This is a genomic window from Planomonospora sp. ID91781 (assembly GCF_015711595.1).
In the GTDB taxonomy this organism is placed as follows: Bacteria; Actinomycetota; Actinomycetes; order Streptosporangiales; family Streptosporangiaceae; genus Planomonospora; species Planomonospora parontospora.
The window spans coordinates 2247775-2273290 of sequence record NZ_JABTEY010000001.1 but is presented as its reverse complement, the minus strand read 5'-3'; the positions used below and the strand labels follow the sequence as shown (position 1 = coordinate 2273290).

Sequence of the window (25516 nt, the reverse complement as noted above, 5' to 3'; positions counted from 1 at the left end):
ACGGGCTCAGACACGGCGCAGCACCCGCATCGAGCGGCCCGCCACGGGCACTCCCTCTCCCGCCCGGCAGAGCGGGGTGTCGACCGTGATCGGCATCGCCGTGTCGATCTCCGTCAGCCACATGTCGCCGTAATCCTCCGGGATCGTGAACTTGATGGTCTCGTGGTGGGCGTTGATCAGCAGCAGGAACGAGTCGTCGGTGATGCGCCGTCCCCGGCGGTCCGGCTCGGTGATGGCGTCGCCGTTCAGGAAGACGGCCAGCGACTTGGCGTACCCGACGTTCCAGTCGGCGTCGGTCATCCGCTTCCCGTGCGGGGTGAGCCAGGCGATGTCGCTCAGCTCGTCCTCCGACCCGCGCACCGGCCGGCCGTAGAAGAAGCGGCGCCGCCGGAAGACCGGGTGGTCGGCGCGGAGCTTGGCCAGCTTCCGGGTGAACTCCAGCAGCAGCCAGTTCTCCCTGACGTCGGACCAGTCGACCCAGCTGAGCTCGTTGTCCTGGCAGTAGACGTTGTTGTTGCCCTGCTGGGTGCGGCCGAGCTCGTCGCCGTGGGAGAGCATCGGCACGCCCTGCGACAGGAACAGCGTGGTCAGGAAGTTGCGCTTCTGCTGCTCGCGCAGCGACTCGATGGCCAGCGTCGCGGGCCCCTCGGCCCCGCAGTTCCAGGACCGGTTGTCGTCGGTGCCGTCGCGGTTGTCCTCGCCGTTGGCCTCGTTGTGCTTGTGGTTGTAGGAGACCAGGTCGGTGAGGGTGAAGCCGTCGTGGCAGGTGACGAAGTTGATGGAGGCGGCGGGACGGCGGCTGTCGTCCTGGTAGAGGTCGCTGGAGCCGGTCAGCCGCGAGGCGAACTCGGGCAGCGCGGCGGGCTCGCCCCGCCACAGGTCCCGGATCGTGTCGCGGTATCTGCCGTTCCACTCGGTCCACCGGGCCGGGAAGTTGCCCACCTGGTAGCCGCCGGGGCCGACGTCCCACGGCTCGGCGATGAGCTTGACCCGCGACAGCACCGGGTCCTGCTGGACCAGGTCGAAGAAGGCGCTCAGCCGGTCGACCTCGTGCAGCTCGCGGGCGAGCGTGGCCGCCAGGTCGAACCGGAACCCGTCCACGTGCATCTCGGTGACCCAGTAGCGGAGCGAGTCCATGATCAGCTGCAGTACCTGGGGCGAGCGCATGAACATGCTGTTGCCGGTGCCGGTGGTGTCCATGTAGTAGCGCCGGTCGTCGTCGACGAGCCGGTAGTAGGCCGCGTTGTCGATGCCGCGCATGCTCAGCGTCGGGCCCAGGTGGTTGCCCTCGGCGGTGTGGTTGTAGACCACGTCGAGGATGACCTCGATGTTCGCCTCGTGCAGCGCCTTGACCATGGCCTTGAACTCCAGCACCTGGCCGCCGCGCTGGCCGCTGCTGGAGTAGGTGTTCTGCGGGGCGAAGAAGCCGATGGTGTTGTAGCCCCAGTAGTTCGACAGGCCCTTGTCGGCCAGCATGTGGTCGGTGACGAACTGGTGCACCGGCATGAGCTCGATCGCCGTCACGCCGAGCGCGGTCAGGTGGTCGATGATCTCGGGGTGCCCGATGGCAGCGTAGGTGCCGCGGATCCGCTCCGGGATCTTCGGGTGGTTGATCGTCAGGCCCTTGACGTGCGCCTCGTAGATCACCGTGTCGTGGTACGGCGTGGCGGGCGGGCGGTCGTGCCCCCACCCGAAGAACGGGTTGACCACCACGGAGAGCGGCATGAACGGCGCCGAGTCCGCGTCGTTGCGGCTGTCCGGCCGTCCGAAGCGGTAGCCGTACACCGCCTCGTCCCACGCCACGTCGCCCTCGATCGCCTTGGCGTAGGGGTCGAGGAGGAGCTTGGCGGGGTTGCAGCGCTGCCCGGAGCCCGGGTCGTAGGGCCCGTGCACGCGGTAGCCGTACCGCTGCCCCGGACCCACCCGGGGCAGGTAGCCGTGCCAGACGTGGCCCTCGACCTCGGTGAGCGAGACCCTGGTCTCCTCGCCCTCGTCGTCGAACAGGCACAGCTCGACCTTCTCCGCGGCCTCGGAGAAGAGCGCGAAGTTGGTCCCCGCGCCGTCATAGGTGGCCCCCAGAGGATAGGGGTCACCAGGCCAGATTTCGATCATTTCACCGCCCTTCAGCGGTGTGGAGACATGCCCAATGCTCCCCCGTACATGCATGTTCCGCCATCTCCGGCGCGCCGGATTCCGAGCGGCGCCTCCGACGGGCGGCGGGCCCCGGTCGAACCGGTGATCGCCGCCTGGAAGGCGGCGCACCCGTCGACCGGCGGCCACCGGGGCGACGGGGCCGTGACCTGCCGGGAACCGGTCTATCCGAGCACCGGGTAGTTCGCGCGGAACACGTTGTGCGGGTCGCGGGACCGCTTGATCTCCCGCAGCCGCGCGAGCGCGCCGCCGGAGAAGGACTTCTGCGCCGTGTCACCGGGGGACAGCACGGTGTACGGCTTGCGGCCGCCGACGTAGGCCTCCAGGTCGGCCACGACCTCGGCCTGCTTGGCGCGCGTCGCATCGGCCGCGTGCGGCAGGCCGAGACCCAGCAGGCCGAGCAGGTACGGCTCGGCCATCGCGCCGCTCGCACCGGCCCCGCCGCCCGGCTCGGCGAGCGCCCCGCCCAGATGCCTGATCTGCACGTTGATGAGCGGTTCGACCGGCTTGGCCAGCAGGAGCTCCACCGCGTCCGCGTCCAGGCCGGTGAGCAGTTCCGCACGGGTGATGGACGGGGCCGGATCGGTGGGCTCGGCGGCGATGTCGCCCAGGTCGGCGACCGGGACGACGCCGCGGCTGTCGGAGATCGCGCCCTCGATCCTGTCGAGGCGTGCCAGCAGGTCCTCCCCCTGAGCCGCCTCGCCCAGGTAGGCCAGATCCAGCGTCACCATCGGCGGCGCACCGGGTGGCCGGAGCCGGTTGATCCAGACACTGAGTTCACGCGGCGCCTCGGCGGTGATCTCCAGGAAAGCGTCGTACACCTCCCTGACCCGGTGCTCCGGCCAGATCACGCGCCCGCCGTACAGGACCGGCACGGGATACAGCTCGAGTTCGAGGGCGGTCACCACCGCGAAGTCCCCGCCTCCGCCGCGCAGCGCCCAGAACAGCTCGGGATCGGACTCGGCGGTCACCCGGCCCGGCTCACCGTCGGCGTCCACGATGTCGACGGCCCGCACGCTGTCGGAGGCGAAGCCGTACTTGCGGCTGAACCAGCCGACGCCGCCGCCCAGGGTGTAGCCGGTCACGCTGACCCCCGGCGCGCTGCCCGCCAGACCGGTCAGACCCAGCGGACCGGCCGCCGCCAGCACCTGCCCCCACTTCACGCCCGCACCCACCCGGACCACGCGCTCCTTCGCGCGTATCTCCACCTCGTTCAGCAGGCCGGTACGCAACAGGATCAGGCCTTCCACATCACCCGAGGCGCCGTGCCCGCTCGGCTGCGCGGTCACCGTCATACCGGTCCGCCGCGCGTAACGCACGAGCGCCGCCACGTCATCGGCGTCCGCGGCCTCCGCCACGGCCGCCACCGGCTGCCTGACGGTCAGATTCCACGCGGCGGCCGCCTGTTCGAAGCCGTCGTCACCGGCCAGGAGCACGCGCCCCCTGAGGACACCGCGCAGATCGCCGATCGTCATCGTCGTCTCCCTTTTCGTCGGTCTGGTACGGCATGGCGCCTCCCCGGGCACCGGAACGTCCCTCTGGACGACACGCCTCACGTCAGGATGAGAACGGCCGCGGCCGCCGCCATCACCGCGGCGGTGAGGCCGTGGACGCCGAGCGCCACCGCCCGCGGACCCCCGTTCCTGAGCACGACGGCCATGTCGCCCAGCGGGGCGGACACGCTGGCGAGGATCAGCCAGCCGAGCATGTGCCGGTCGCCCGTCACGAGGGCCGGGAGCAGGACGAGCCCGGCGGTGATGTCCCGCACGCCCTTGACGGTCAGGTACGCGTTCATGGGCACGGGAACCCCGAAGCCCTCCGCCGACGCGACCGGCTGCAGCAGGAAGCGGACGCCGATGAGGATGATCCCGACGGCGACCAGGCCGGCGAGCACAGTGGCGATGTCAGTGAGCATGGGTTTTCTCGTCTCTCGGGAGCGGTTCTACGAGCGCGGTCCAGGTGGCGGGCTCGCTCGGGTCGCTGGGAGGACCGGGCCGTCGACTCCGTGCCGGTCATGACCCGAGTCTCGGGGCTTCACCGCTCCGCTCGCGCTCATTTCGGCGGTGGCCTAACAATTGGGGAGTGATCCGCTACCGATTGGGCGCTGGTGCCGCGAGCGTGCGGTGGGCGATGTCGCCGATCCACGAAGTGGTCAGTCTTGCCCAGCTCCTGACCGAACCGCAGCGTCACCCGATGTTCCACCCGTGGCTTCGCCGTCGCCACCGCAGTCTCTCGGAGCCGGACCTGAGCGCGCTCACGGTCTTCATGGCCGACGGCGCGTATCGGCCCGACTTCCTCGACCCGTCGCCGATGTCCGGTGAGCCGACGTTCGAGGAAGGCATGGACGCCCTCCTCGCCGCACCGGCGGACCAGACGTACGCCGAACTGGTCGACGCCACGAGGGGGCGCGGGACGGAGACGGTCCGCCGGCTGCTCGACGACCCCGGCCGAGCCAGGTCCGAGGCCGCCGATGCGCTGCGCCGCCTCTGGAAGGCGGTCGTGGAACCGGAGTGGCCGTCCATGCGGCAGGCGCTGCGTGCCGAGATGCTGGATCGGGCCATCCAGGTCAACCGCGAGGGGCTGCGCGCGGTCCTTCCGCGCCTCCACCACTCCGCCGCGTGCGAAGGCGACACCGTCACCGTCGAGAAAACCGTCGACATCGACGTCGACTGCCCCGAGGGGCTCATTCTCGTTCCGTCGCTGTTCATCACCGACCGGGTGCAGTGCACCACCTCGGACCACTGGACCCCGGCGATCTATTACCCGGCATCCGGGCGTTACCTCTGGGCGGCACCTCCCACTCCGAGATCCCTCGACCGGCTTCTGGGAGCGACTCGATCGAGGATCCTGGCCGCGCTCACCACTCCGCTGCAGACGACCGTCGTGGCCGGGCTGGTGGGCGTCACCGCCCCGACGGCCAGCGAGCACCTGGCGATCCTGCGAGACGCCGGGTTGATCGACAGCAGCCGGACCGGTCGCACGGCCACGCACGAGCTCACCGAGGCCGGACGCGCTCTCCTGGAAGCGGCCTCGCCGCGGCCATGACCGGTCCGGGACCTGCCGGTCCTCCTTCGAGCGCGCCGGTCCCGGCCTCAGCCGGAGAGCCGCGCCCGCAGCTCCCGCAGGGCGGGCTCGTGGACGCGGACGCCGGCGCGGCGCACGAACGCCTCGGCCGCCCGCAGGTGCTCCCCGGCCCGGTCCCGGTCGCCGTGCAGCAGGGCCAGCCTGGCCAGGCACAGGTCGGTGACCGACCAGCCCAGCAGGCGTCCCGCGTGCGGCGCCAGGTGGCCCGCCAGGACCTCGCCCGCCTCCGCCTCCCCGAGCGCCGCGCAGAGCTCGCAGACCGCGTCCGCGACGAACCGGTAGCCCAGGTCGGGCAGGAGCTCCGCGAAACCGCCGCGGGCGAGGCCGGCGAAGTCCGCCCGCGCCTCCTCCACCCGGCCCAGGTCGGTCAGGGCCAGGCAGCGCAGGAGCCGCCAGGGCCGCTGACCGGGGCGCGTGCCGAGGGTCTCGTCGGCCAGCGCCAGCGCCTCCGCCGGACGCCCGCCCGCGCGCAGGTCCAGGAAGCGGAGCGTCTCGTGCCGCAGGTGCGCGTCGTCGCGGCCGAGCGCGCCCTCCGGGTGGGCCGCCGCCGACTCCCCGGCCGCCGCGAGGGCGTCGCCGGACCGCCCGTCCAGGTAGGCGTGGACCGCGCTCTGCCAGGCGGCGAGACCGGACAGCGAGGGCAGCCGGAGCCGCTCGGCGGTCTCCCGCAGCCAGGCGAGGTCCCCGGCCGCGCCGTCGCGCTCGCCCCGGGCGGTCCGCTCGACGTGGCCGGTCTCCCGGCCTATCCACTCGGTCACCAGGTCTCCGGTGCGCACGCCGAGCTCCACGATCTCGTCGATGACCTCCCGCCGCAGGTCGTGGTCGGCACCGGAGCGGAGCAGCAGTTCCCAGGCGATCAGCGTCCGGGACAGGGTCCGCTCGTCGCCGCCGCGGCGCGCCAGCCGTACGGCCTGCGCCGCGAGCTCCAGGCTCTGCGCGACCGGCCGCCCCGTGGAGCCGATGAACGCCGAGGCGGCCAGCAGGCGGGCGCGCCACGGCGAGCCCTCGGCCAGGTCCGAGGCGAGCGCCCGGTCGATGCGCCCGGCGAGCCGCTCGACGTCGGTCACCTCCTCGTACATGGCCGTGTAGATCTGGTCCGACAGGCCGAGCGCCGCCCGGGCCAGGCGGTTGTCGTCGCCGAGGTCCTCGGCGATCCGTGCGGCCTCCTCCAGGCGGGCGCGGGCGGCCGTGCTCATGCCCGCTGCCGCCTGCGCCTCGGCCAGGTCGAGCAGGAGGTCGCAGCGGAGCGCGTCGTCGGACCGGGGCAGGGCGCCGATCAGGGCGATCGCCCGCTCCAGGTGCTCGACCGCGTCCTCGTGCGCGAACTGGGCCGTGGCCTGCGCCGCCGCGCGCCGGGCGTAGCCGATGGCCTTGCCCGCCGTGCGCCCGCTCAGCACGCCCTCGCCGTAGTGGTGGGCGATCTCGACCAGCCGGGTCCCGCCCCGCTCCTCCAGCACCTCGGCGATCCGGGAGTGCAGGCGCCTGCGCCGCAGCGGCGGCAGCGCCTCGCGCAGCACGTCGCGGACGATGTCGTGGACGAACCGGCAGGCCGGCCCGTCCCCCTCGGCCAGCAGCCGGGCCCGGACCGCGGCGTCGAGGATGTCGAGCACCTCCTCCTCGGGCAGGTCCGCGACCCGGAACAGGATGTCGGCGGGCGCGTCCCGGCCGAGCAGGGCGGCGACGGTCAGCACCTCCTCCGTCCCGGGAGGCAGCCCGGCCAGCCGGCCGCGCACCACGTCCGACAGGTCGGCCAGCGCGGCCGGGGACTCCCGGGACTCCGGAGACTCCGGGGCTCCGGACCCCTCGGCCAGGTGCAGCACCTCGCCGAGGAAGAACGGGTTGCCCGCGGTGAGCCGGGTCATCTCCGCGGCGCGGCCGGTGTCGGCCCCGGCCCGGCCGAGGTACTCGCGGATGTCGTCCTCGGCCAGGCCGCGCACGGCCAGCCGCCGCACGTGCGCCAGCCGCACCAGTGCGCCGAGGGCGTGCTCCAGCGCCCCGCCGGGCCGTACGTCGGTGTCCCGGTAGGTGGCCACCACGGCCAGCTCCGGGCAGAGCCGGGTCGAGGCGAGGAACTCCAGCAGCCGGATCGAGGAGGCGTCGGCCCACTGGAGGTCGTCCAGGACGACCAGCACCCTGCCGTACCCGTTCAGCAGCCGGGCGAAGGCCTCGTAGAACCGGAACCGCCCGCCCTCTCCCTGCGCTCCCGCTCCGCCCGGTCCCGCGGGGGCCGTACCGGGCCCCGTCAGGCCCGCGGAACCGGCTCCGATCAGGCCCGTGGAGGCCGTACCGGATCCGGTCAGGTCCGCAGAATCCGCGCCGGCTCCGATCAGGCCCGCAGAGCCCGCGCCGGGTCCTCCCGGTTCGGTGGAGCCCGCGAGTTCCGTGGCGGCCTGCGTCCACGGCCAGAAGGGCGGGGCACCGCCCCCGTCCCAGCAGCGGCCCCACACCACCCGCCGCCCGGCCGCCTCCGCGGTCGCGGCGGCGTGCTCGGCCAGGCTCGTCTTGCCGATCCCGGGTTCCCCCGCCAGCAGCACCACCCGGTGCCCGGCGCCGGTGACCGCGCGGTCGAGGACGGCGATCTCCGCGTCCCTGCCGACCAGCCGGGGCACCGGGGCAGCCGGAGCAACGGGCCGCGCCGGAGCCGCCGACCCCGCCGACGGCGAGATGCCCGTCCCGTGCGCCCCTCGCGCCTCCGTCCGGGGGACGAGCGCCGGGTCCTGGGCGAGGATGCGCCGTTCCATGTCCCGCGCGGGCGGTCCGGGGTCCAGGCCGAGCTCGTCCACCAGCAGCCTGCGGCCCTCGGCGAGCACGGTCAGCGCGTCCGCCTGCCGCCCGGCCTGGTAGAGGGCGTGCGCGGCGAGCACGCGGAGCCGTTCGCGCAGCGGGTGGGCGGCCACCAGCCTGGCCAGCCCGCCGGTGAGCGCGTCGCCCCGGCCCAGGACTAGAGCCGCCTCGGCGGCGTCCTCCTCCAGCGTCAGCCGGAACTCGGCCAGATGGGCCCGCTCCTGCTCCGCCCAGGAGGCACCGGTGAAGTCGGCCAGCGGCTCCCCCCGCCACTCCCCCAGCGCCCGCCGGAACTCCCGCTCCGCCCCCGCGTGGTTCCCGGCGGCCGCCAGGCGGGTGCCCTCCGCCGCGTGCCCGCGTGCCCGCGCCAGGTCGAGGTCCGCCTCACCGATCGCGAGGGCGTAGCCGCCCGGGCGGCTGACCAGGACGGACGGGGGCGTGTTCCGCCGCCGGTCCGGCTCGAAGACCCGGCGGAGCTTGGAGACGTAGGCCTGGACGGTGTTGACCGCCCCCGGCGGGGGCCCGTCCTCCCAGAGCACGTCGATGATCCGGCCCGGCGCGACCGGCCGGGGCGCGGCGAGCATGCACAGGGCGAGCACCGCCCGCTGCTGGTGGGGACCGATGTCCAGCGGCTCCCCGCCGTCACCGGCCGCGCCGACCGGCCCCAGCACCCGAAAGTCCATCCCGGCCACCTCGCTCCCGAACTGCGCCGATGCTAGCCCTTCGCGACCGGTGCCCGGTCCCCGCGGTCCGGTCGGCCCGCGCCGCGGCCGGGCTCCGTCCCGAGCCTCCCGGTCCCTCGGTCCGATCGATCGGTCCACGGCGCGGCCGGGCCCCGTCCCGAGTCTCCCGGTTCCCGCGGGCCGGTGAGAAACCCGCCGCCGCCGCGGGCGGAGACCGGTTCTCCGCGGGGGCTGTAGGACGATGGAAGCGTGAGCTTCAAACTGGCCGTCTGGTACGAGCCCAAGCCGATCACCAAGGAACACGCGGAGAACGTCTTCCAGGCGCTGCGCCGCGGGGAGCCCGACGCCGCCGCGGCGCATCCCGGGGTGGCGGCGTTCGCCGAGCGCCTGCCCGAGGCCCGGCAGGTCTCCCCGGAGTACGCCCTCGTCACCGTGGAGCGCGAACGGTCCGACGAGGTGTCGGGGGTGGCCTTCGAGGCGGCCCGGGAGTGCGAGCTGGTCTGCTACGACCCGCAGCGCCGACTGGTGCACAACCGCGAGCCGCTGGGCGCCTACCCCGGTATGCAGATGCACACGGGCGACGGGATGATCCTGATCGACCCCGACCTCCAGCTCGTCCACGACGCGCTGGCCACGATGGGCCCGCAGAACCCCTTCACCGCCCTGGTCGTCTTCGGCGAGCACTTCATCCAGACCTCCCCGGAACCCGGCGGCTACGAGCTGGAGTACAAGGACAGCGTCCGCAACGCCATGTACCGCACGCACGTCGCCGACCTGGAGACGGTCCAGGACGCCTTCGCCGAGTACGCCGTCGACAACCGCGCCTTCCTGGAACGCCACGACTGGGAACGGGTCTGAGCGAGAAGGCTCCGGGACGCGGCCGCCGCACCGGCTGACCGCCGCGCCCCCGCTCGCGGTGGCCGGCCGATGCGGCGGGAGCGGGCCGCCCGGCCGGGGAGCCGCCGAGGAGCCGGAGCCGCCCGCTGTAGCGTGCGGGCATGACGAGATCACGATCCGGAGAACGGGAGTCGGCGCGCCCCCGCCGGCGGTGGCCCGGCTACGCGGCGGCGGCCTGGGGGTTCGTCTTCGCCGTGCCGAGCTTCTACTGGGCCCTGGGCGGTACGGCGGGCGCGACCACGACGATCTCCCCCTCCCTGGTCCGGCTGGTGGAGGAGGGGGTCACCTGGTTCGTGGTCACCCTGTGGATCACCGGTGTCCTCAAGGTCGTCGGCGGGCTGCTGGGTCTCGCCCTCGCCCGCGGGCCCTGGGGCCGGAGGATGAGCCTGCTCCTCCAGTTCGCCGCCTGGGGCGCGGGCGTCCTGCTGTTCTGGCACGGCGCCCTCTTCGTGGTGCAGGGCGTCCTCGTCGAGACCGGCTCCGTCGTGCTCGCCCCGGACGTGCTCCCCGTGAGCCGCTGGTACACCTACCTGTGGGGGCCGTGGTTCATGGCCGGCGGCGTCCTGTTCGCCGTGGCGGCACGCGCCCGGCTGAGCCCGCCGTCCGGTCGGCGCGGCGAGGTGGCCGCCGGAGCCGCCGGCGGGATCGGGGCCCTGGTCCTCTCGGCGGGGATGCTGGCGGCGGGCGTCGGATAGGACGGCGCCGGGATGGGGATGCCCGTCTGGTGACGTGAGTCCCCAGACGCCAGGACCGACAGGAGGCAGGGATGACCGCCGCCGGACGGAAGGAGCGCCGGGCCGCGCTGCACGATCCGCTGCGCAGTTCCGGAGGGCTGCACGAAGCCGGGCGGCTCCGTCGCGGGGTCGCCGAGTTCCTCCGGCTGCCCCTGCTGATCATCCTCGCCTTCTCCGCGGCCGGTGTGCTGACGTCCGTCCTGGACGCGTCGGCGGATGACGAGGCCCCACTGCGGGAGTGGGCCTCGCGCATGGTGCCCGGGGAGGGGTCGGTCGAGTTCGTCTCGGCGGTGGCGACGAGCGTCGTGACGGTCACTTCGATCACGTTCTCGGTCCTCCTGCTCGCGGTCCAGCAGACCGCCGGATCGCTGACCGCGGTGGTCTTCGACCAGTTCCTGCGCCGCACCGCCAACCAGGTCTACTTCGGCTTCTTCATCGGGCTGTCGGCCTTCTCCTTCCTCGTCCTCGGTCTGGCCCGGCAGGATCCCCCGCCCGTCTACGGAGCCGCGGTCGCCTTCGTGCTCACGATCGTCGCGCTGGTCGTCCTGCTCCTGCTCATCCACGGCAGCATCGACCAGATGCGCCCGCAGTCGGTGATCCGGTCCATCCACGAGCTCGCCCTCCGCGCCCGCGAACGGGAACTGTCCATGCTCGGCCGGGTCCGCGCGCGGCGGAGGAGCCCGGAGGGCGTACCGGAGCGCGCCGTGACGGTCTACGACAGCGGATACGTGGTCAGCGTCGACATGGACGGGCTCGCCGGTACGGCGCGGGCGGCCGGGCGGGCCGCGGGCGACGGGAGCGCAGGAGAGGCCGGTGCCGTCGAGGTCATCGTGGAGGGCCGGCTGGGCGAATACGTGGTCTTCGGTGACGTGGTGGCCAGGCTGGCCGGGGTCGCCCCGGACGACGGGTCCTGGGACGACGCGGTGCGCTCCGCCTTCGGCCTGGACGACATCCGCGACGTGGAGGTGGAGTGCGGCTACGCGACCGACCAGCTGGAGAACATCGCCTGGGCGGCCTCGTCGAGCGCACAGCAGAGCCCCCAGACCGCGGTGACCGCCGTGCGGGCGCTGCGCGATCTGCTGGCGCGCTGGCTCATCGCCGGGGAGCGGGACCGATCGGACCGCGCCGACCGGCCGGAGGAGCTGCCCGTCGTGTACGTCGACGGCGTCGTCCCCCGTGTCCTGGAATCACTCGCCACGGCCATGATCGCCAGTGCCGAGTCGCGGCAGGCGCAGACCTGCGCGGAGCTGCTGCGCGCGTTCGCGGGCGTCGCCCCGCGCCTGCGCCGCGACGACGAGCGGGCCGCGTTCGACGCGACCCTCGACGGCGTCCTCCCGTCCGTGATCCAGCACGCGGAGCTCCCGGAGCTCACCGAGGCGCTGCGGGACCTGGAGCGCGTCATGGACGAGTGCGGGCACGACGCGTCCCGGGTCGCGCGGGTGCGCGCCCTGCTGTGGGAGTCCACCGACCGGCTCCTGCCGAAGCCGTCCGACGAGCCCGAGGCCGCCCATCCGGAATGACCTCCGAGCAGGACGGTCCGCCACCGGGGACGGGCCCGGTGGTGCGACGGTCGGCACGGGGTGCCCGGGCCACGACCGCCGGACCGCGGACACCGGGCCGGGTCATTCGCCGGGGAAGCGCACCCCCGCCTGGGCGCGGACCTCGTCCAGGATGCCCATCACCTCGAGCGTCGACCGCCAGGGCACGAGCGGGCTCTCCAGCAGCCCCTCGCGCAGGCAGCGCATGGCCTCGACGGCCTCGTGGTTCATGCCGTTGCCGTCGAAGGGCACCTGGAAGGTCTCCGGCTCCCCGTCCGTCCGGTACAGCGTGAAGGCCTCCGGCCGGAAGAACAGGTGCGGCAGCTCGATCCGGCCGAGCGGCCCGGAGACCGAGGCCGTGACCGGGCTGTGCGTGGTGATGCCGCAGGAGAGCACCGCGACGGCGCCGTCCTCGTAGCCGAAGAGCATGCCGGTGTTCTCGTCCACGCCCTCGGGGGTCAGGCGAGCCCAAGACTGCACCCTCTCCGGGGCGCCGAGCAGCATGTGGGCGAAGGAGACCGGGTAGACGCCCAGGTCCATCAGGGCGCCGCCGCCCAGCGCGGGGTCGCGGAGCCGGTGGTCGGGACCGACCTCGACGGAGATGCCGAAGTCGGCGTGCACGGTGTTCACCGGGCCGAGAACGCCCTCCCGGACCAGCTCGACGATTCTGCGGATCGCCGGGTTGCAGCGCATCCACATGGCCTCCATGAGGAACAGCCCGCGCTCGCGCGCCAGGTCCACCAGCTCCGCGGCCCGGGCCCGGTCGAGGGTGAACGGCTTCTCGCACAGGACGGCCTTGCCGGCGTTCAGGCAGGTCGTGACGGCGTCGTAGTGGGCGCTGTGCGGGGTGGCGACGTAGACGATGTCCACCTCGGGGTCGGCGGCCAGGTCGGCCCAGGTGCCGTGGGCGCGGGGGATGCCGTGGCGGTCGGCGAAGGCCTGCGCGCTCGCGATCGACCGGGACCCGACGGCGACCACCTCGGCGTCCGGCAGCAGCTTCAGGTCCTCGGTGAAGGTCGCGGCGATGCCGCCGGTCGCCAGGATGCCCCACTTAATCGTGCTCATAACGACATATCACATCATGCCTGGACAAGTGGTGGGAACGCTCCCACCACGTCGGACCACCCACGCGGTACACCGGACCCTCCACGCAGCGCGCGGGACCGTCCGCACGTCCACGCCGCACGCCGTACGGACACACGACCCGCCGTACGAGCACGGTCGCGGCCCGCCGCCCGGGGACGGGGCCGTACGGCGGGCCGTGCCGTCAGGCTCGGGTGTCGGCGAGCAGCGGCTCCAGGACCAGGTCCGGGTGGTCGCGCAGGACGCCGCGCATCCGCCACTCGTCGGTGAACAGCGCCAGCAGCGCCCCGTCGATGGTCCGGGTGAGGACCTCGACCCCGCGCTGGCGGGTCAGGACGGGCGCCGACTCGGCGTCGGTGAGGCGGGCCAGGCTGAAGTCGAGCCGGTCCAGGGCGATCTCGGTGTTGAACTCCCCGGCCAGCCGGTGCTTGACCACGTCGAACTGCATCGGGCCGACCGCCGCGAGCACCGGCGACTGGTCGCCGCGGATCTCGGAGCGGAGCACCTGGACGACGCCCTCGGCCTCCATCTGCTCGATGCCCTTGCGGAACTGCTTGGACCGGCTGGAGTCGCGGACCCGCGCGGTCCAGAAGTGCTCCGGCGCGAAGCTCGGGATCTTCGGGAACTCGACCGCGCGGCCGTCGTAGAGGGTGTCGCCCGGCCGCAGGGCCGTGGCGTTGACCAGGCCGATCACGTCACCGGGATAGGCCTCGTCGATCGTGGCGCGCTCCTGGCCGAAGACCGACTGGGCGTACTTGGTGGCGAAGGGGCGCCCGGTCGCCGCGTGGGTGAGCACCATGCCGCGCTCGAAGCGGCCGGAGCAGACCCGGACGAACGCGATCCGGTCGCGGTGCGAGGGGTCCATGTTGGCCTGGACCTTGAAGACCAGACCGGAGAACGGCTCCTCCAGCGGGCGCGGGTCGCCCTTGACGTCGGGGCGGGGCGCGGGCGGCGGGGCGAGGTCCACCATGGCGTCCAGCAGGCGGCCGACGCCGAAGTTGGACAGCGCCGCACCGAACAGCACCGGGGTCGTCTCGTGGGACTCGAACGCCTTCTGGTCGTGGTCGGACCCGATCGCCGTGAGCAGGTCGGCCTCGTCCCTCGACCGCTCCCAGTCCTCGCCGATCTCGGCGACCGCCCGCTCGGGGGTGAGCTCGGTCTCGATGGCCTTGGTGGCGCCGCCGGGCGTGCGGGTGTAGCGGACGGCCCGGTCGGCGATCCGGTCGATCACCCCGTGGAAGAAGCCGCCGGTGCCGATCGGCCAGGTGATGGGGGTGGGCTTGAGGCCAGTCTTCTCCTGGATCTCGTCCAGCAGTTCCAGCGCCTCGCGGCCGGGCCGGTCCCACTTGTTGACGAACGTGATGACGGGGATGCGCCGGTGGCGGCAGACCTCGAAGAGCTTCAGGGTCTGCGGCTCCATGCCCTTGGCCGCGTCGAGCAGCATGACCGCGCAGTCGACGGCGGCCAGCACGCGGTAGGTGTCCTCGGAGAAGTCGGCGTGGCCGGGCGTGTCCACCAGGTTGAACATGTGCCCGCGGTACTCGAAGCGGAGGGCGGCCGAGGTGATGGAGATGCCCCGGGCCTTCTCCATGTCCATCCAGTCGGAGGTCACGCCGCGCCGCCCGGCCTTGCCGTGCACGGCGCCGGCCTCGGTGATCGCCGAGGCGTGCAGCGCCAGCGCCTCCGTCATGGTCGACTTTCCGGCGTCGGGGTGGCTGATCACCGCGAACGTGCGGCGCCGCGCCGCCTCCTGCGCGATCGCGGTGCTCATCGTCTTCTCCTCGCCGTGCCGTGGGGACTCGCGTCCGGGTACTGTCGTCCGTACTCTCATCCAGAGTGCCGGAACAGCTTACGCGCCGCCGCGCGCGCCGATTGATGTGACGACACTTCCCCGGGCCGCTTGCGCCAGTACGGGCGCACAGTGGATCGTTGGGAGATCTCGTGCCCGTACCGACCGTCCGAAAGCGATTCACTCGTGCGACTCGACGTTTCAGCAGTGATGTGCAGATGATCACGCTTCGCTATGCGGCGGGTTCCGATGTCGGCCGGGTCCGCCAGGGCAACGAGGACTCCGCCTACGCGGGCCCCCGGTTGCTGGCCGTCGCCGACGGGATGGGCGGCCACGTGGGCGGGGAGGTCGCCAGCGCGGCCGCGGTCGCCACGGTCGCGCCCCTGGACCACGAGTGCCCGCCCGACCTCGTCGCCGCCGCGGAGAACGGTGTCCACCGCGCCAACCGTCGCCTGCGCGAGATGGTCGAGCAGGACCCGAGCCTCACCGGGATGGGCACCACGCTGACCCTGATGCTCTGGGACGGGCCGCGCGTGGCCCTGGCCCACATCGGTGACTCCCGCGCCTACCTGCTGCGCGAGGGCGACCTCTACCAGATCACCTACGACCACACGCTCGTCCAGACCCTGATGGACGACGGCCGGATCACCGCCGAGGAGGCGGCCCGCCACCCGCACCGGTCGATCCTGCTCCAGGTCCTGGACGGCAGCGACACCATCGAGGTCGACCTGTCGCTGCGGGACGCCGAGGTGGGCGACCGCTACCTGCTCTGCTCCGACGGCCTGTCCGGGGTGGTCGACGCCGACCGGCTCCGGCACGTGCTCGCCACGATCGACGACCTCGACACCGTCACCCGCACGCTCATCGAACTCGCCTGCGACGCCGGCGGCCCCGACAACATCACCTGCGTGGTGGCCGACGTGATCGACGAGCCGGGACCCGCGCAGGACGCCCCGGTGATCGTCGGCGCCGCCGCGCCGTAGGACCGCCGCGCCGTACGGCCCGCGCCGGGACCGGTGCCGCGGACCGCCGCGCCGTACGGCCTGCCGCGCCGCGGGCCGCCGGGCTGCGCGCCCCTTGGCCGGGTTCCCCTGCGGCGGCTATCGTCGATCTCCCGGGTCCGTCTCCGGCCACCCCGCTCTCGCGAAGGGACGTCGCCGTGTACAAGGAATTCGCCCGCGAGGCCGTCGTCTGGCTCATCCCCGTCGTCATCCTCGTCGGCCTCGCCTACATGATCACGAGTGCCTAGGATGCGGCTCCCCCTGCGACGCGGACGATGCGCGGCATGACCTCCCCGGACGGGGCCCGGCGGCCGGGTCCCGGGCGGCACGGACACGGCCCGGCCTCCCGATCCCCCGGGAAGGCGTCCGCCGACCGGCCGGGTCGCATGGGACTGAGCACCGGCCCGGGCGCCGGGCGGAAGGTCTTCGCCGTGCTGCTGTCCGTCCCCTTCTCGGCCTCCCCCTGCCGGCGATCTCGCTGGTCGTGGAGAACGCGGAGCGGCCCATCGACCGTTCCTCCCTCGCCTCCTGGCTCCTCGTGGTACCCCCGGCCATGATCATGACGGTCTTCCTCGTCGCGCTTCTCGGCGTCCTCCGCTTCCGCGCAAGGCTGGAGGGGAACGTCCTGGAGGTTCGCGGCGCGTTCACCACGCGCCGGGTGGATCTCTCCCGCGCCCGGGTCTGGCTGGACTCCTTCCCCGACCGCTCCCGGGCCCGTGACCGCCGCTCCGCGGGCGGCCGGATCCCCCACCTGTGCCTGTACGCCCAGGAGCGGGGCGGCCGGAAGGTCCCGCTGCGGCTGGGCGGGCGGCGCGGCCTGCTGCCGCCGCACGAGCTGGCGGCGATGGCGGACGCCGTCGATTCGGGCCACCGGATCGGGCCGGAGGCCGAAGCGGCCTCCCGGACGGCCCTCCTGCTCCGGCGTCTGGGCACGGGTCACGTGACCGGGCTCAGATGACGCGCACCGGCCCGTCCGCACGGCGGGCACCGGATGCCGGGGGCCGCCGGGGAGCCCTCAGGGAGTCAGCCTCCGCTCGGTCGCGGCACCGACGACGAGGCGCTCCGCGGAGGCCGGGTGGGGGCCGAAGTCGGCGATGACGCAGGTGATGTTGTCCGGGCCGCCACCCCGGTTGGCCAGGTCGATCAGGAGGCGGGCGGCCTCGTCGGGGTCGCCGACGTCGGTGAGGGTGTTGAACAGGGTCTCCGGGCCGACCACGGCGGTCAGGCCGTCGGAGCAGAGCAGGTAGCGGTCACCCGGCCGCGCCTCGCGCAGGGTCAGGTCCAGCTCCCCGTCGCCGGTCCCCTCCAGCACGCGCAGGACCATCGACCGGCGCGGGTGCTCGGCCGCCTGCTCGGGGGTGATCCGCCCGTCGTCCACCAGCGACTGGACGAGGGTGTGGTCGTGGGTGATCTGGAAGAGGGCGCCGTCGCGCAGCATGTAGGCGCGGGAGTCTCCGACGTGGGCCAGCGCGAACGCGGCGCCGTCCCAGAGCATGGCGGTGAAGGTGGTGCCCATCCCGCGCAGCGCGGGCTCGCGCTCGGCCATCTCGCGCAGCGCGTGGTTGACGTCCCTGGCGACGCCCCTGAGGGCGTCCTGCAGGTCGGCGCCCGTCACCGGGAGGCGCTCGTCCAGCGCGGCCAGGGTGGTGACGGCGAGCGAGCTGGCGACCTCTCCGCCCGCGTGGCCGCCCATCCCGTCGGCGACGGCCAGCAGGCGGGCGCTGGCGTAACCCGAGTCCTCGTTGGACTCGCGGCGGACCCCGACATCGGAGCGGGCGGCGTAGCGCAGTGCCAGTCCTTCGTTTTGTGCCATGAGGGCAGTAAAGCACTGGTTGAAGCACTTCACAAGCAAAGATGTTGTAGACCGTTTCAGCCTAGTCAACTACTCTGACTGCCTATGGAGGAGAGCCGGGACATCACCGTCAACGCGGGCGACATCGCCCGGCTCGCCGACGTGGGACGGGCCGCCGTCAGCAACTGGCGCCGCCGCCACGAGGACTTCCCGCAGCCGGTCGGCGGCACCGCCTCCAGCCCGCTCTTCTCCCTCTCCGAGGTCGCCGCGTGGCTGCGCGGCAACGGCAAGCCCTTCGAGGTCTCCCTCGGCGACCTGGTCTGGCAGCGGATCCGGACCACCGCCGACGACCTGCGGCTGGGCGGGCTGGTGGGCCGGATCGGCGCCTTCCTGCTCTTCCTGCACCGCGAGCCCGGCGCCTGGGACGAGTACGGCCTGCGCCCCCCTCCGGGACGCGACGGGCACGGCGGAGACGACGGGCACGACGGGGACGGTGAGCGCGCCGTACGCGGCGGGAACGGCGGGCAGCCCCTCCCCGAGCAACCCCTCGCCGGGCGGACCCTCGCCGAGCGTGTCGCGGCCGCCACGGCCGACCTGCCCGGCTCCGCCGAGCCGCCACCCGACGACCGCGCCCTGCTCCGGCTGGTCGCCCGGCTGGCCGCGGCGGACGGCCCGCTGGCGGCGTTCGAGTTCCTCTGCGAGCGCTACGCCGAGGCCCACTCCCGGCAGCTCGCGGTGACCAGGGAGGACGTGGCCGCGCTGATGACCCGGCTGGTCGTCCCGGACGGCGGCACCGTGCTGGACCCGGCCTGCGGCGTCGGCACGCTCCTGCTGCCCGCGGGCACGCCGATCGGCCAGGAGCTCAGCGAGACGAACGCCCGGCTCGCCGCGGTCCGGCTGCTGCTGCGCGGCACACCCGCCCGGATCACCGCCGGTGACTCGCTCCGCGAGGACCGCCTGGCCGGCGAGCTCGCCGACGCGGTGGTCTGCGACCCGCCGTTCAACGAGCGCGCGTGGGGCTACGAGGAGCTGACCGGCGACCCCCGCTGGGAGTACGGCCTGCCGCCCCGCGGCGAGTCCGAGCTCGCCTGGGTGCAGCACTGCCTGGCCCACGTGCGGCCCGGAGGGCTGGTGGCGATCCTGATGCCCGCCGCCGCGGCCGGCCGCCGCCCGGGCAAGCGCATCCGGGGCAACCTGCTGCGGGCCGGTGCCCTGCGGGCCGTCGTCAGCCTCGCCCCGGGCGGGCCCGACCTGTGGCTGCTGCGCCGTCCCGACGGGGGCCGGCCTCCCTCCCGCCTGCTGCTGGTGGACGCGGCCGAGGACCTGTCGGCGGTGGAGCCCGCCTGGCGCGCCTACCTCGAGGACCCGGAGGCCGAGCCGTCCGGCGCCGGCCGTACGATCCGGATCATCGACCTGCTCGACGACGAGGTCGACCTGACCCCCGCCCGGCACCGCCCGCAGCAGGGCGCGCTGGACTTCGCCCGCGACTTCGGCGACGCGCTGGACCGGTTCCGGGCGGCCTCGGCCACGCTGGCGGACGCGCCTCCCGCCCTGGAGCCGCCGCCCGAGCGCCACGACCTCCCGGTCACCACGATCGGTGAGCTGGCCAAGGCCGGCCTGGTCACCGTCCTGACGGCCCCGCCGAGGATGGCCTCCGGCGCCGGGCCCGTCCCGGTCCTGACCGCCGAGGACGCCGCAGCGGGCGCGCCGCCCTCCGGGGGCACCGTGCTCGACCCCGCGCTGGTCATGGTCAGGCCCGGCGACGTCGTGGCCACCGCCCTGGGCGCGGTCCGGGTGGTCGCCGAGCCGGGCGCGGCGCTGGGACCGCAGCTCACCCTCTACCGGGTGGACCCCTCCCGGCTCGACCCCCACTTCCTGGCCGGATGCCTGCGCTCCGCCGGGCGGTCCGCCCACCCCGGCTCCAGCCGGCTCGACGTGCGGCGAGCCCGGGTGCCGATGCTGCCGATCACCGAGCAGCGCCGGTACGGCGCGGCCTTCCGCGAGCTGACCGCGCTGGAGGACGGGCTCCGTGAGACGGCGGCACGGGGAGAGACCTTGATCAGGCTAAGCTTTGACGGACTGGTCGACGGCCACCTGAGGCCGTGCGACCGAGGGGTGTGAGTCCCGGGAGTCCGCGGGGAGGGCCGCATGGTCATCGGCGACCGGTACGTTCTCGACGACCTCCCCCTGGGGCAGGGAGGCATGGGCGCGGTCTACGCCGGCCATGACAGGCACCTCGACCGGCGGGTGGCCGTCAAGTTCCTGCGCCTGCACACCGGTCCCGACGAGGAGCTGCAGCGCCGTTTCCTCCGCGAGGCCCGCATCCTGGCCCGGCTGGAGCATCCCGGCGCACCCGTGCTGTACGACTTCGGCACCTTCGACCAGCGGTTGTTCCAGGTGATGCAGTTCATCGACGGCGTCACCGTGGCCGACCTGGTCAGCGAGCACGGCCCGCTCCCGGTCCCGTGGGCCGCCGCCATCGCCGCCCAGGCCTGCGCGGTGCTCTCCGCCGCGCACGCGCTCTCGATCTGCCACCGCGACCTCAAGCCGACCAACCTGATGCTCTGCCCCGACGGGAGCGTCAAGGTCCTGGACTTCGGTCTGGCGATGTTCCGCGAGACCGGCTCCACCCGGTTCACCCGGGTCGGCCAGCTGCTCGGCACCCCCGCCTACATGGCCCCCGAGCAGATCCAGCGCGGCCTGGCCGGCCCGCGCAGCGACCTGTACGCGCTGGGCTGCGTGATCCACGAGATGCTGACCGGCAGGCAGCTGTTCACCGGCCCCACCGAGTACGCCGTGTTCGAGCGGCAGGTCAACGAGCGCCCGCCGCCCGTCCCCGGCGTGCCCGGCGGGCTCGACCGGCTGATCGGGGAACTGCTGGAGAAGGACCCCGACCGCCGCCCGGCCGGCGCCGACGAGCTCTACGAGCGGCTCCAGCGGTTCGCGGTGGACCTCCCCATGCTCCCCGGCTTCCTCAGCCCGCCGTCGGCCGCCAGCCCGGTGCGGATGTACGCCCGCGTGGTCGGCCGCGTCCTGGCCTGAGACGGAGGCCGCCCGCCCCGGCCCCGCCACGGAAGCGTCACCCGTGGGGCGGTCCCGTTCCCCGGTCCCCTGTGCGGATCGAAGGGTCCGGACCGTCATCGGCCATGAGAAGGCCAACGAGTGGAGCACACGTGCAGCGGCCGGAGCCGTCGCGGCATGTCCCGCCGTGTCCTCAGGGGATTCTCCGGCCGTTCTCATACAATCCTCACCATCCCCTCCTAGCTTCTGCCCAGGCGGATCATCCGGGAGGAGACAGTCCATGGGACACGACGACGAGGGCCGGCGGGTCAGCCGGCGGACGGCGCTGAGCGGGGTCGGGACGATCGGGCTGGGGACGATCCTCGCGGCCTGCGGCGGGGAGGCCGGGAAGCCCTCCGCCGTCCCCACGTCCGCCGGGACGACCGCGACGATCACCCCGCGGACGGAGACGACCACCGACCCGACGGACCTCTTCTCCGGCGCGGGCACCTGCGAACTGACCGAGCAGACGACGCAGGGGCCGTACTACTTCGACGCCGACAAGATCCGCAGCGACATCCGCGAGGACCGGGAGGGAACCCGGCTGAAGGTCGCCGTCAAAGTGCAGGACAGTGAGACCTGCAAGCCTCTGCCCGACGTCGTGGTCGAGATCTGGCACTGCGACGCCGCGGGCCTGTACTCCGGCGCCGAGTCCCTGTCGCAGGGGCAGGGCGGCCCGGGAGGCGGTACGCCGCCGCCCGGCGGGCCGGGCCGGGGCACGCCTCCGGGGGGACCAGGTCAAGGCACGCCTCCGCCGGGAGGGCCGGGACAGGGCACGCCGGGCGAGCGGCCCACCGGCGCTCCGGGCGGGGCCGGAAACGAGATGGGCGACCTGACTCCGACCGACGACAAGCGCTACCTGCGCGGCGCGCAGGTCACCGACACCGGCGGGATCGTGCGGTTCACCACCGTCTGGCCTGGCTGGTACCGCGGCCGGACCGTGCACATCCACGCCATGGTGCACGTCAGCAACGTCCGCGCGCTGACCACGCAGGTCATGTTCGACGAGGCCCTCAACACTGAGGTGTTCGCCAAGGAGCCGTACGCCGCGCACACCGGCCGGGACACCTTCAACGACGGCGACAACATCTACGAGCCGTCGATGCTGATGAAGGTCGTCGGGGACGGCGACGGTTACCAGGGCGCCATCGTCTTCTCGGTCGACTCCGACCGCGACGAGAAATGATCCGTCCCGCCAGGTCCGGCTCGCCAGGTCCAGCTCGTCAGTCCGGCCCGTCCGGTCGTGGACCCGCCTCCGGCTCGATCCATCTCCTCCAGCCCGCCTCCGGTCCGCGGACCCGTCCCGGCTCGGCCCGCCCATCCGGCCGGGGCTCCTGCCGGGATCGCGGATCCGCCGGCCGTACGGGGCAGCTCACCGCCGCGCGACCGGCGCCAGGTGTGCGGTGAACCAGTCGCGGGCGAACTCCGAGACGGTCTCCAGGGCGCCCGGCTCCTCGAACAGGTGGGTGGCGCCGGGGACGATCCGTAGGCTGTTCTCGCAGCACAGCCGCCGCTGCGCCGCCCGGTTGAGCTCCAGCACCGCCTCGTCGTCCCCGCCGACGATCAGCAGGGTCGCGGCCCGTACGGCGGGCAGCCGGGGCCCGGCCAGGTCGGGCCGGCCGCCCCGGGAGACGACGGCGGCGATGTCGGCCCCCGGCTCGGCGGCCGCCCACAGCGCCGCGGCGGCCCCGGTGCTGGCCCCGAAGTAGGCGGTCCGGAGGCCCCGGACCCCCTGGTGCCCGCGCAGCCAGCCGGTGACCCGGCCGAGCCGGCCGGCCAGCAGGGGCACGTCGAAGACGTTGCCGCGGTCGAGCTCCTCGTCCGGGGTGAGCAGGTCGAACAGGAGAGTGGCCAGGCCGGCGCGGTAGAGGGCGGTCGCGACCTGGCGGTTGCGCGGGCTGTGCCGGCTGCTCCCGCTGCCGTGCACGAAGACCACCACCCCGGCGGCCGCGTCCGGTACGGCCAGCCGGCCGGGCAGCCGGACGTCCCCGGCGTCCGCCTGGACCTCCGCGGTGAAGGCGGGGACCCGGCCCCCGGCTCCGCTCTCCGCCGCCGTGTTCCCGCCCGGCGCCGCACTCCTGCCCGCCGCGCTCTTCCCCGCCGCGCTCCTCGTCACGTCCCTTCCGGACCCACCCGCCTCGACCGCCTCGGCCGCCCCGGCCGCGCCTCTTGCGGGCCCGCTCGCCCCGGAGGCCGCGGCGTGGGTGGAGGCGGCCCGCCGGAGCAGTTCGACCACCTGCGCGTCGGAGGTCTGCTCGAAGTCGCGGTACCAGGCGCCGATGGCGAACAGGTCGTCGGGAGCGAGCAGGCACACCACCTCGTCGGCGGCCCCGCGCAGGCTCTCGATCGCCTCCGGCGCCCCGACCGGGACCGCCAGCACCACCCGTGAGGCGCCGTGCGCCCGGGCGACCCGGCAGGCGGCGCGGGCCGTACCGCCGGTGGCGATCCCGTCGTCCACCACGATCACGGTGCGCCCCTCCAGGGCCACGGGAGGGCGGTCACCGCGGAAGCGGCGGGCCCGGCGTTCCAGCTCGGCCCGCTCGGCCTCCTCCACCCGGGCCATCTCCTCGCCGGTGAGCCGCGCGGCCCGCACCACGTCGTCGTTGACGACGCGCACCCCGCCCTCCCCGATGGCGCCGAAGCCCAGCTCCGGCTGGACGGGCACGCCGAGCTTGCGCACCACGATCACGTCCAGCGGCGCGTCCAGGACCCGCGCCACCTCGGACGCCACCGGGACACCGCCTCTCGGCAGCCCCACCACGACCGTTCCCGCGCCTCCGGCATGGCCCCTCAGCCGTTCGGCCAGCCTTGTCCCCGCGTCATGGCGGTCGAAGAACATCGCCGTTCACCCCCTGCCGGGCGCCCTCCCTCATCGGGCCGCCCGGGGTCGTCGCCGGAGCCCTACCCGGTCCCCGCCGCGCCAAAAGCCCCCGTCCGGCGCTCGTCCGGCGCCGGCCTCCACCGGAGGAGCGGGCTCGAACCGCTCAGAAGTGGCTCAGATGGCGCGCCCGGCGGCCGATGGGGTTTCCATAACGGGGACCGAGTCGGCGAAGGCCGCTGCTAGGGGTGAAATGAACCAGCTATTCTCGCCGCTGCTCAACGCACTGAAGCAGCTGGGGGTCGACCCGCAGGCGCTGGAGCGGGCGGCCGGGGAGGCCGAGCGCACCGGGCGCTCCCTGCGCGCGGTGCTGATCCACGACAACATCGTCACCGAGGGGCAGCTCACCGAGGCCTCGGCGATCGAGTACGGGATCAAGAGCGTCGACCTGGTCGGCTACCCGATCGACCCGGCCGCGATGGCCAAGATCCCGCTCTCCCTGATGCTGCGGCACCGTGTCCTCGGCCTCTCCCTGGACGAGGACACGCACGAGATCACGGTCGGCATCACCGACCCGGGCGACGTGCTGGCCCTCGACGACGTGCGCGCGGCGACCGGGCTGACGGTCCGCCCCGTCGTGGTGGCCCGCAGCGATCTGCGCCACATCATGGACCGGCTCAAGCGCGAGGAGAACGACCTCGGCGACCTCGGCGAGACGCTCCGCGCCGAGCACCAGGCCGAGACCGTCTCGAACCTGAACTCCGTCGACGAGGACGCGCCGATCGTCCGGTACGTCAACTCGCTGCTGGAGCAGGGCATCCAGAACCGCGCCTCGGACCTGCACCTGGAGCCGACCGAGCACGACATGCGGGTGCGCTACCGCATCGACGGCGTGCTGCACGAGGTCGACACCGTGCCCCGGCACGTGCAGTCGGCCCTCATCTCCCGTCTGAAGATCATGTCGAACGTCGACATCACCGAGCGCCGGATCCCGCAGAACGGCCGCATCACCGTCATGATCAACGGCCGGAAGGTCGACCTGCGGACCGCGACCCTGCCCACCGTGTGGGGCGAGAAGATCGTGCTGCGCGTCCTCGACACCGGCGGCATCAACCTCAAGCTCGACAGCCTCGGCTTCACCGAGGACAACCACCGCCGCTTCTCCGGCTCGTTCACCAAGCCGCACGGCATGGTGCTGGTGACCGGGCCGACCGGTTCCGGCAAGTCGACCACGCTCTACGCCACCCTCGCGGCGATCAGCAAGCCCACCGTCAACATCATCACCGTCGAGGACCCGGTCGAGTACCGCCTGCCCGGCATCAACCAGGTGCAGGTGGACCACAAGGCCGGGCTGACCTTCGCGGCCGTGCTGCCGGCGATCCTGCGCTCGGACCCCGACGTCGTGCTGATCGGTGAGATCCGCGACCGGACCACGGCCCAGCTCGCCGTCGAGGCCGCCCTCACCGGCCACCTCGTGCTCTCCACCCTGCACACCAACGACGCGCCCAGCGCCGTCGTGCGCCTGACGGAGATGGGCATCGAGCCCTTCCTCGTCGGTTCGTCCGTCGACTGCGTGCTGGCCCAGCGGCTCGCGCGCAGGCTGTGCGACTGGTGCAAGGAGGAGTACGCCCCCGCCGAGGCCGAGCTGGCCGGCGCCCGGTGGCCCACCGGCGACCTGGCCCTGCCGGAGCGGCTCTGGCGGCCGGCCGGCTGCCGCAACTGCGCGAACACCGGCTACCGCGGCCGGATCGCGCTGCACGAGGTCATGCCGATGTCCCCGGAGATCGAGCGCCTCACCGTCCAGCACGCCTCGGCGAGCGAGGTGCAGCGGACCGCCGAGGCGCAGGGCATGCTCGCGCTGCGCACCGACGGCCTGGCCAAGGCCGCCGCGGGCCAGACCTCGATCCAGGAGGTCCTGCGCGTCGCGATCTGACGCACGGGTCGCCCGCCCTCCCGGATCCGGGCACGCACCGCCCTCGGATCCGGAGACGAACGGCTCCCGGATCCGGCTCGGATCCGGACATGAACGACCCTCGGATCCGGCTCGGATCCGGGCACCACCGGCCGAAGAGTCCGGCATCAGTACGGCAAGGAGATTTCCG

18 protein-coding genes are annotated in these 25516 nt (G+C 73.6%); 10 read left to right on the top strand and 8 right to left on the bottom strand.

Translation table 11 applies throughout. The features are described 5' to 3' along the window. Nucleotides 1-6 precede the first annotated feature (6 nt). The 3 genes from glgX to HS048_RS10360 form a co-directional block, all read right to left on the bottom strand. On the bottom strand, nt 7-2112 hold the full coding sequence (glgX, locus tag HS048_RS10370) for a glycogen debranching protein GlgX (RefSeq protein ID WP_196466825.1): 2106 nt from the start codon (nt 2110-2112) through the stop codon (nt 7-9). Between the two features lie 203 nt (nt 2113-2315). Then, nucleotides 2316-3626, bottom strand: a complete 1311-nt coding sequence (locus HS048_RS10365; protein WP_196466824.1) for an FAD-dependent oxidoreductase — start codon at nt 3624-3626, stop codon at nt 2316-2318. Between the two features lie 77 nt (nt 3627-3703). Beyond that, nucleotides 3704-4066, bottom strand: a complete 363-nt coding sequence (locus tag HS048_RS10360; RefSeq protein WP_068894735.1) for a DUF4267 domain-containing protein — start codon at nt 4064-4066, stop codon at nt 3704-3706. Between the two features lie 167 nt (nt 4067-4233). Here HS048_RS10360 and HS048_RS10355 point away from each other — a divergent pair, with 167 nt between their 5' ends. Continuing rightward, nucleotides 4234-5196, top strand: a complete 963-nt coding sequence (locus HS048_RS10355; protein WP_196466823.1) for a DUF5937 family protein — start codon at nt 4234-4236, stop codon at nt 5194-5196. A gap of 47 nt (nt 5197-5243) precedes the next feature. Here the strand turns inward: HS048_RS10355 and HS048_RS10350 are convergent, their stop codons facing one another. Further along, nucleotides 5244-8702 (bottom strand): BTAD domain-containing putative transcriptional regulator, encoded by a 3459-nt coding sequence (locus tag HS048_RS10350; protein WP_196466822.1) that lies wholly within the window; start codon nt 8700-8702, stop codon nt 5244-5246. A gap of 249 nt (nt 8703-8951) precedes the next feature. On the opposite strand from HS048_RS10350, the gene HS048_RS10345 reads away from it, so the two are divergent. The 3 genes from HS048_RS10345 to HS048_RS10335 all read left to right on the top strand — a co-directional run bounded on the left by HS048_RS10345 (nt 8952) and on the right by HS048_RS10335 (nt 11853). Continuing rightward, nucleotides 8952-9560, top strand: coding sequence for a hypothetical protein (locus tag HS048_RS10345; RefSeq protein WP_068894729.1), 609 nt, complete (start codon nt 8952-8954; stop codon nt 9558-9560). A 140-nt stretch (nt 9561-9700) separates the two neighbouring features. Next, nucleotides 9701-10294: a DUF3995 domain-containing protein gene (locus HS048_RS10340; RefSeq protein WP_196466821.1), complete on the top strand. Its 594-nt coding sequence runs from the start codon at nt 9701-9703 to the stop codon at nt 10292-10294. A 71-nt stretch (nt 10295-10365) separates the two neighbouring features. Beyond that, nucleotides 10366-11853, top strand: a complete 1488-nt coding sequence (locus tag HS048_RS10335; protein ID WP_196466820.1) for a DUF2254 family protein — start codon at nt 10366-10368, stop codon at nt 11851-11853. 102 nt (nt 11854-11955) lie between these two features. On the opposite strand, the gene HS048_RS10330 is transcribed toward HS048_RS10335, so the two are convergent. Both HS048_RS10330 and HS048_RS10325 read right to left on the bottom strand, forming a co-directional pair. Next, nucleotides 11956-12936 carry a Gfo/Idh/MocA family protein gene (locus HS048_RS10330; RefSeq protein WP_068894724.1) on the bottom strand — a complete coding sequence of 327 codons (981 nt, stop codon included), beginning with the start codon at nt 12934-12936 and terminating at the stop codon, nt 11956-11958. 202 nt (nt 12937-13138) lie between these two features. After that, nucleotides 13139-14725: a peptide chain release factor 3 gene (locus HS048_RS10325; RefSeq protein ID WP_191894148.1), complete on the bottom strand. Its 1587-nt coding sequence runs from the start codon at nt 14723-14725 to the stop codon at nt 13139-13141. A 236-nt stretch (nt 14726-14961) separates the two neighbouring features. Here HS048_RS10325 and HS048_RS10320 point away from each other — a divergent pair, with 236 nt between their 5' ends. Both HS048_RS10320 and HS048_RS10315 read left to right on the top strand, forming a co-directional pair. Next, nucleotides 14962-15726: a PP2C family serine/threonine-protein phosphatase gene (locus HS048_RS10320; RefSeq protein ID WP_068894720.1), complete on the top strand. Its 765-nt coding sequence runs from the start codon at nt 14962-14964 to the stop codon at nt 15724-15726. A 502-nt stretch (nt 15727-16228) separates the two neighbouring features. Beyond that, nucleotides 16229-16702 (top strand): hypothetical protein, encoded by a 474-nt coding sequence (locus HS048_RS10315; protein WP_196466819.1) that lies wholly within the window; start codon nt 16229-16231, stop codon nt 16700-16702. Between the two features lie 57 nt (nt 16703-16759). Here HS048_RS10315 and HS048_RS10310 read toward each other — a convergent pair whose 3' ends face one another. Next, nucleotides 16760-17557 carry a PP2C family serine/threonine-protein phosphatase gene (locus HS048_RS10310; protein WP_196466818.1) on the bottom strand — a complete coding sequence of 266 codons (798 nt, stop codon included), beginning with the start codon at nt 17555-17557 and terminating at the stop codon, nt 16760-16762. Nucleotides 17558-17641: 84 nt separating this feature from the next. Between HS048_RS10310 and HS048_RS10305 the strand changes: the two genes are divergently transcribed. The 3 genes from HS048_RS10305 (at nt 17642) to HS048_RS38515 (ending at nt 21782) form a co-directional block, all read left to right on the top strand. After that, entirely contained in the window at nt 17642-19657 is a 2016-nt protein-coding gene (locus tag HS048_RS10305; protein ID WP_196466817.1) for an N-6 DNA methylase, read from the top strand. A gap of 27 nt (nt 19658-19684) precedes the next feature. Then, the gene (locus HS048_RS10300) at nt 19685-20578 is read left to right on the top strand and encodes a serine/threonine-protein kinase (protein WP_068894712.1); all 894 of its coding nucleotides are present in this window, start codon (nt 19685-19687) and stop codon (nt 20576-20578) included. Between the two features lie 259 nt (nt 20579-20837). Next, nucleotides 20838-21782, top strand: a complete 945-nt coding sequence (locus HS048_RS38515; protein ID WP_196466816.1) for a hypothetical protein — start codon at nt 20838-20840, stop codon at nt 21780-21782. A 186-nt stretch (nt 21783-21968) separates the two neighbouring features. Here the strand turns inward: HS048_RS38515 and HS048_RS10290 are convergent, their stop codons facing one another. Beyond that, nucleotides 21969-23435 (bottom strand): phosphoribosyltransferase family protein, encoded by a 1467-nt coding sequence (locus HS048_RS10290; protein WP_196466815.1) that lies wholly within the window; start codon nt 23433-23435, stop codon nt 21969-21971. 232 nt (nt 23436-23667) lie between these two features. Between HS048_RS10290 and HS048_RS10285 the strand changes: the two genes are divergently transcribed. After that, entirely contained in the window at nt 23668-25347 is a 1680-nt protein-coding gene (locus HS048_RS10285) for a GspE/PulE family protein (RefSeq protein ID WP_068894708.1), read from the top strand. The last annotated feature ends 169 nt before the right edge of the window (nt 25348-25516 follow it).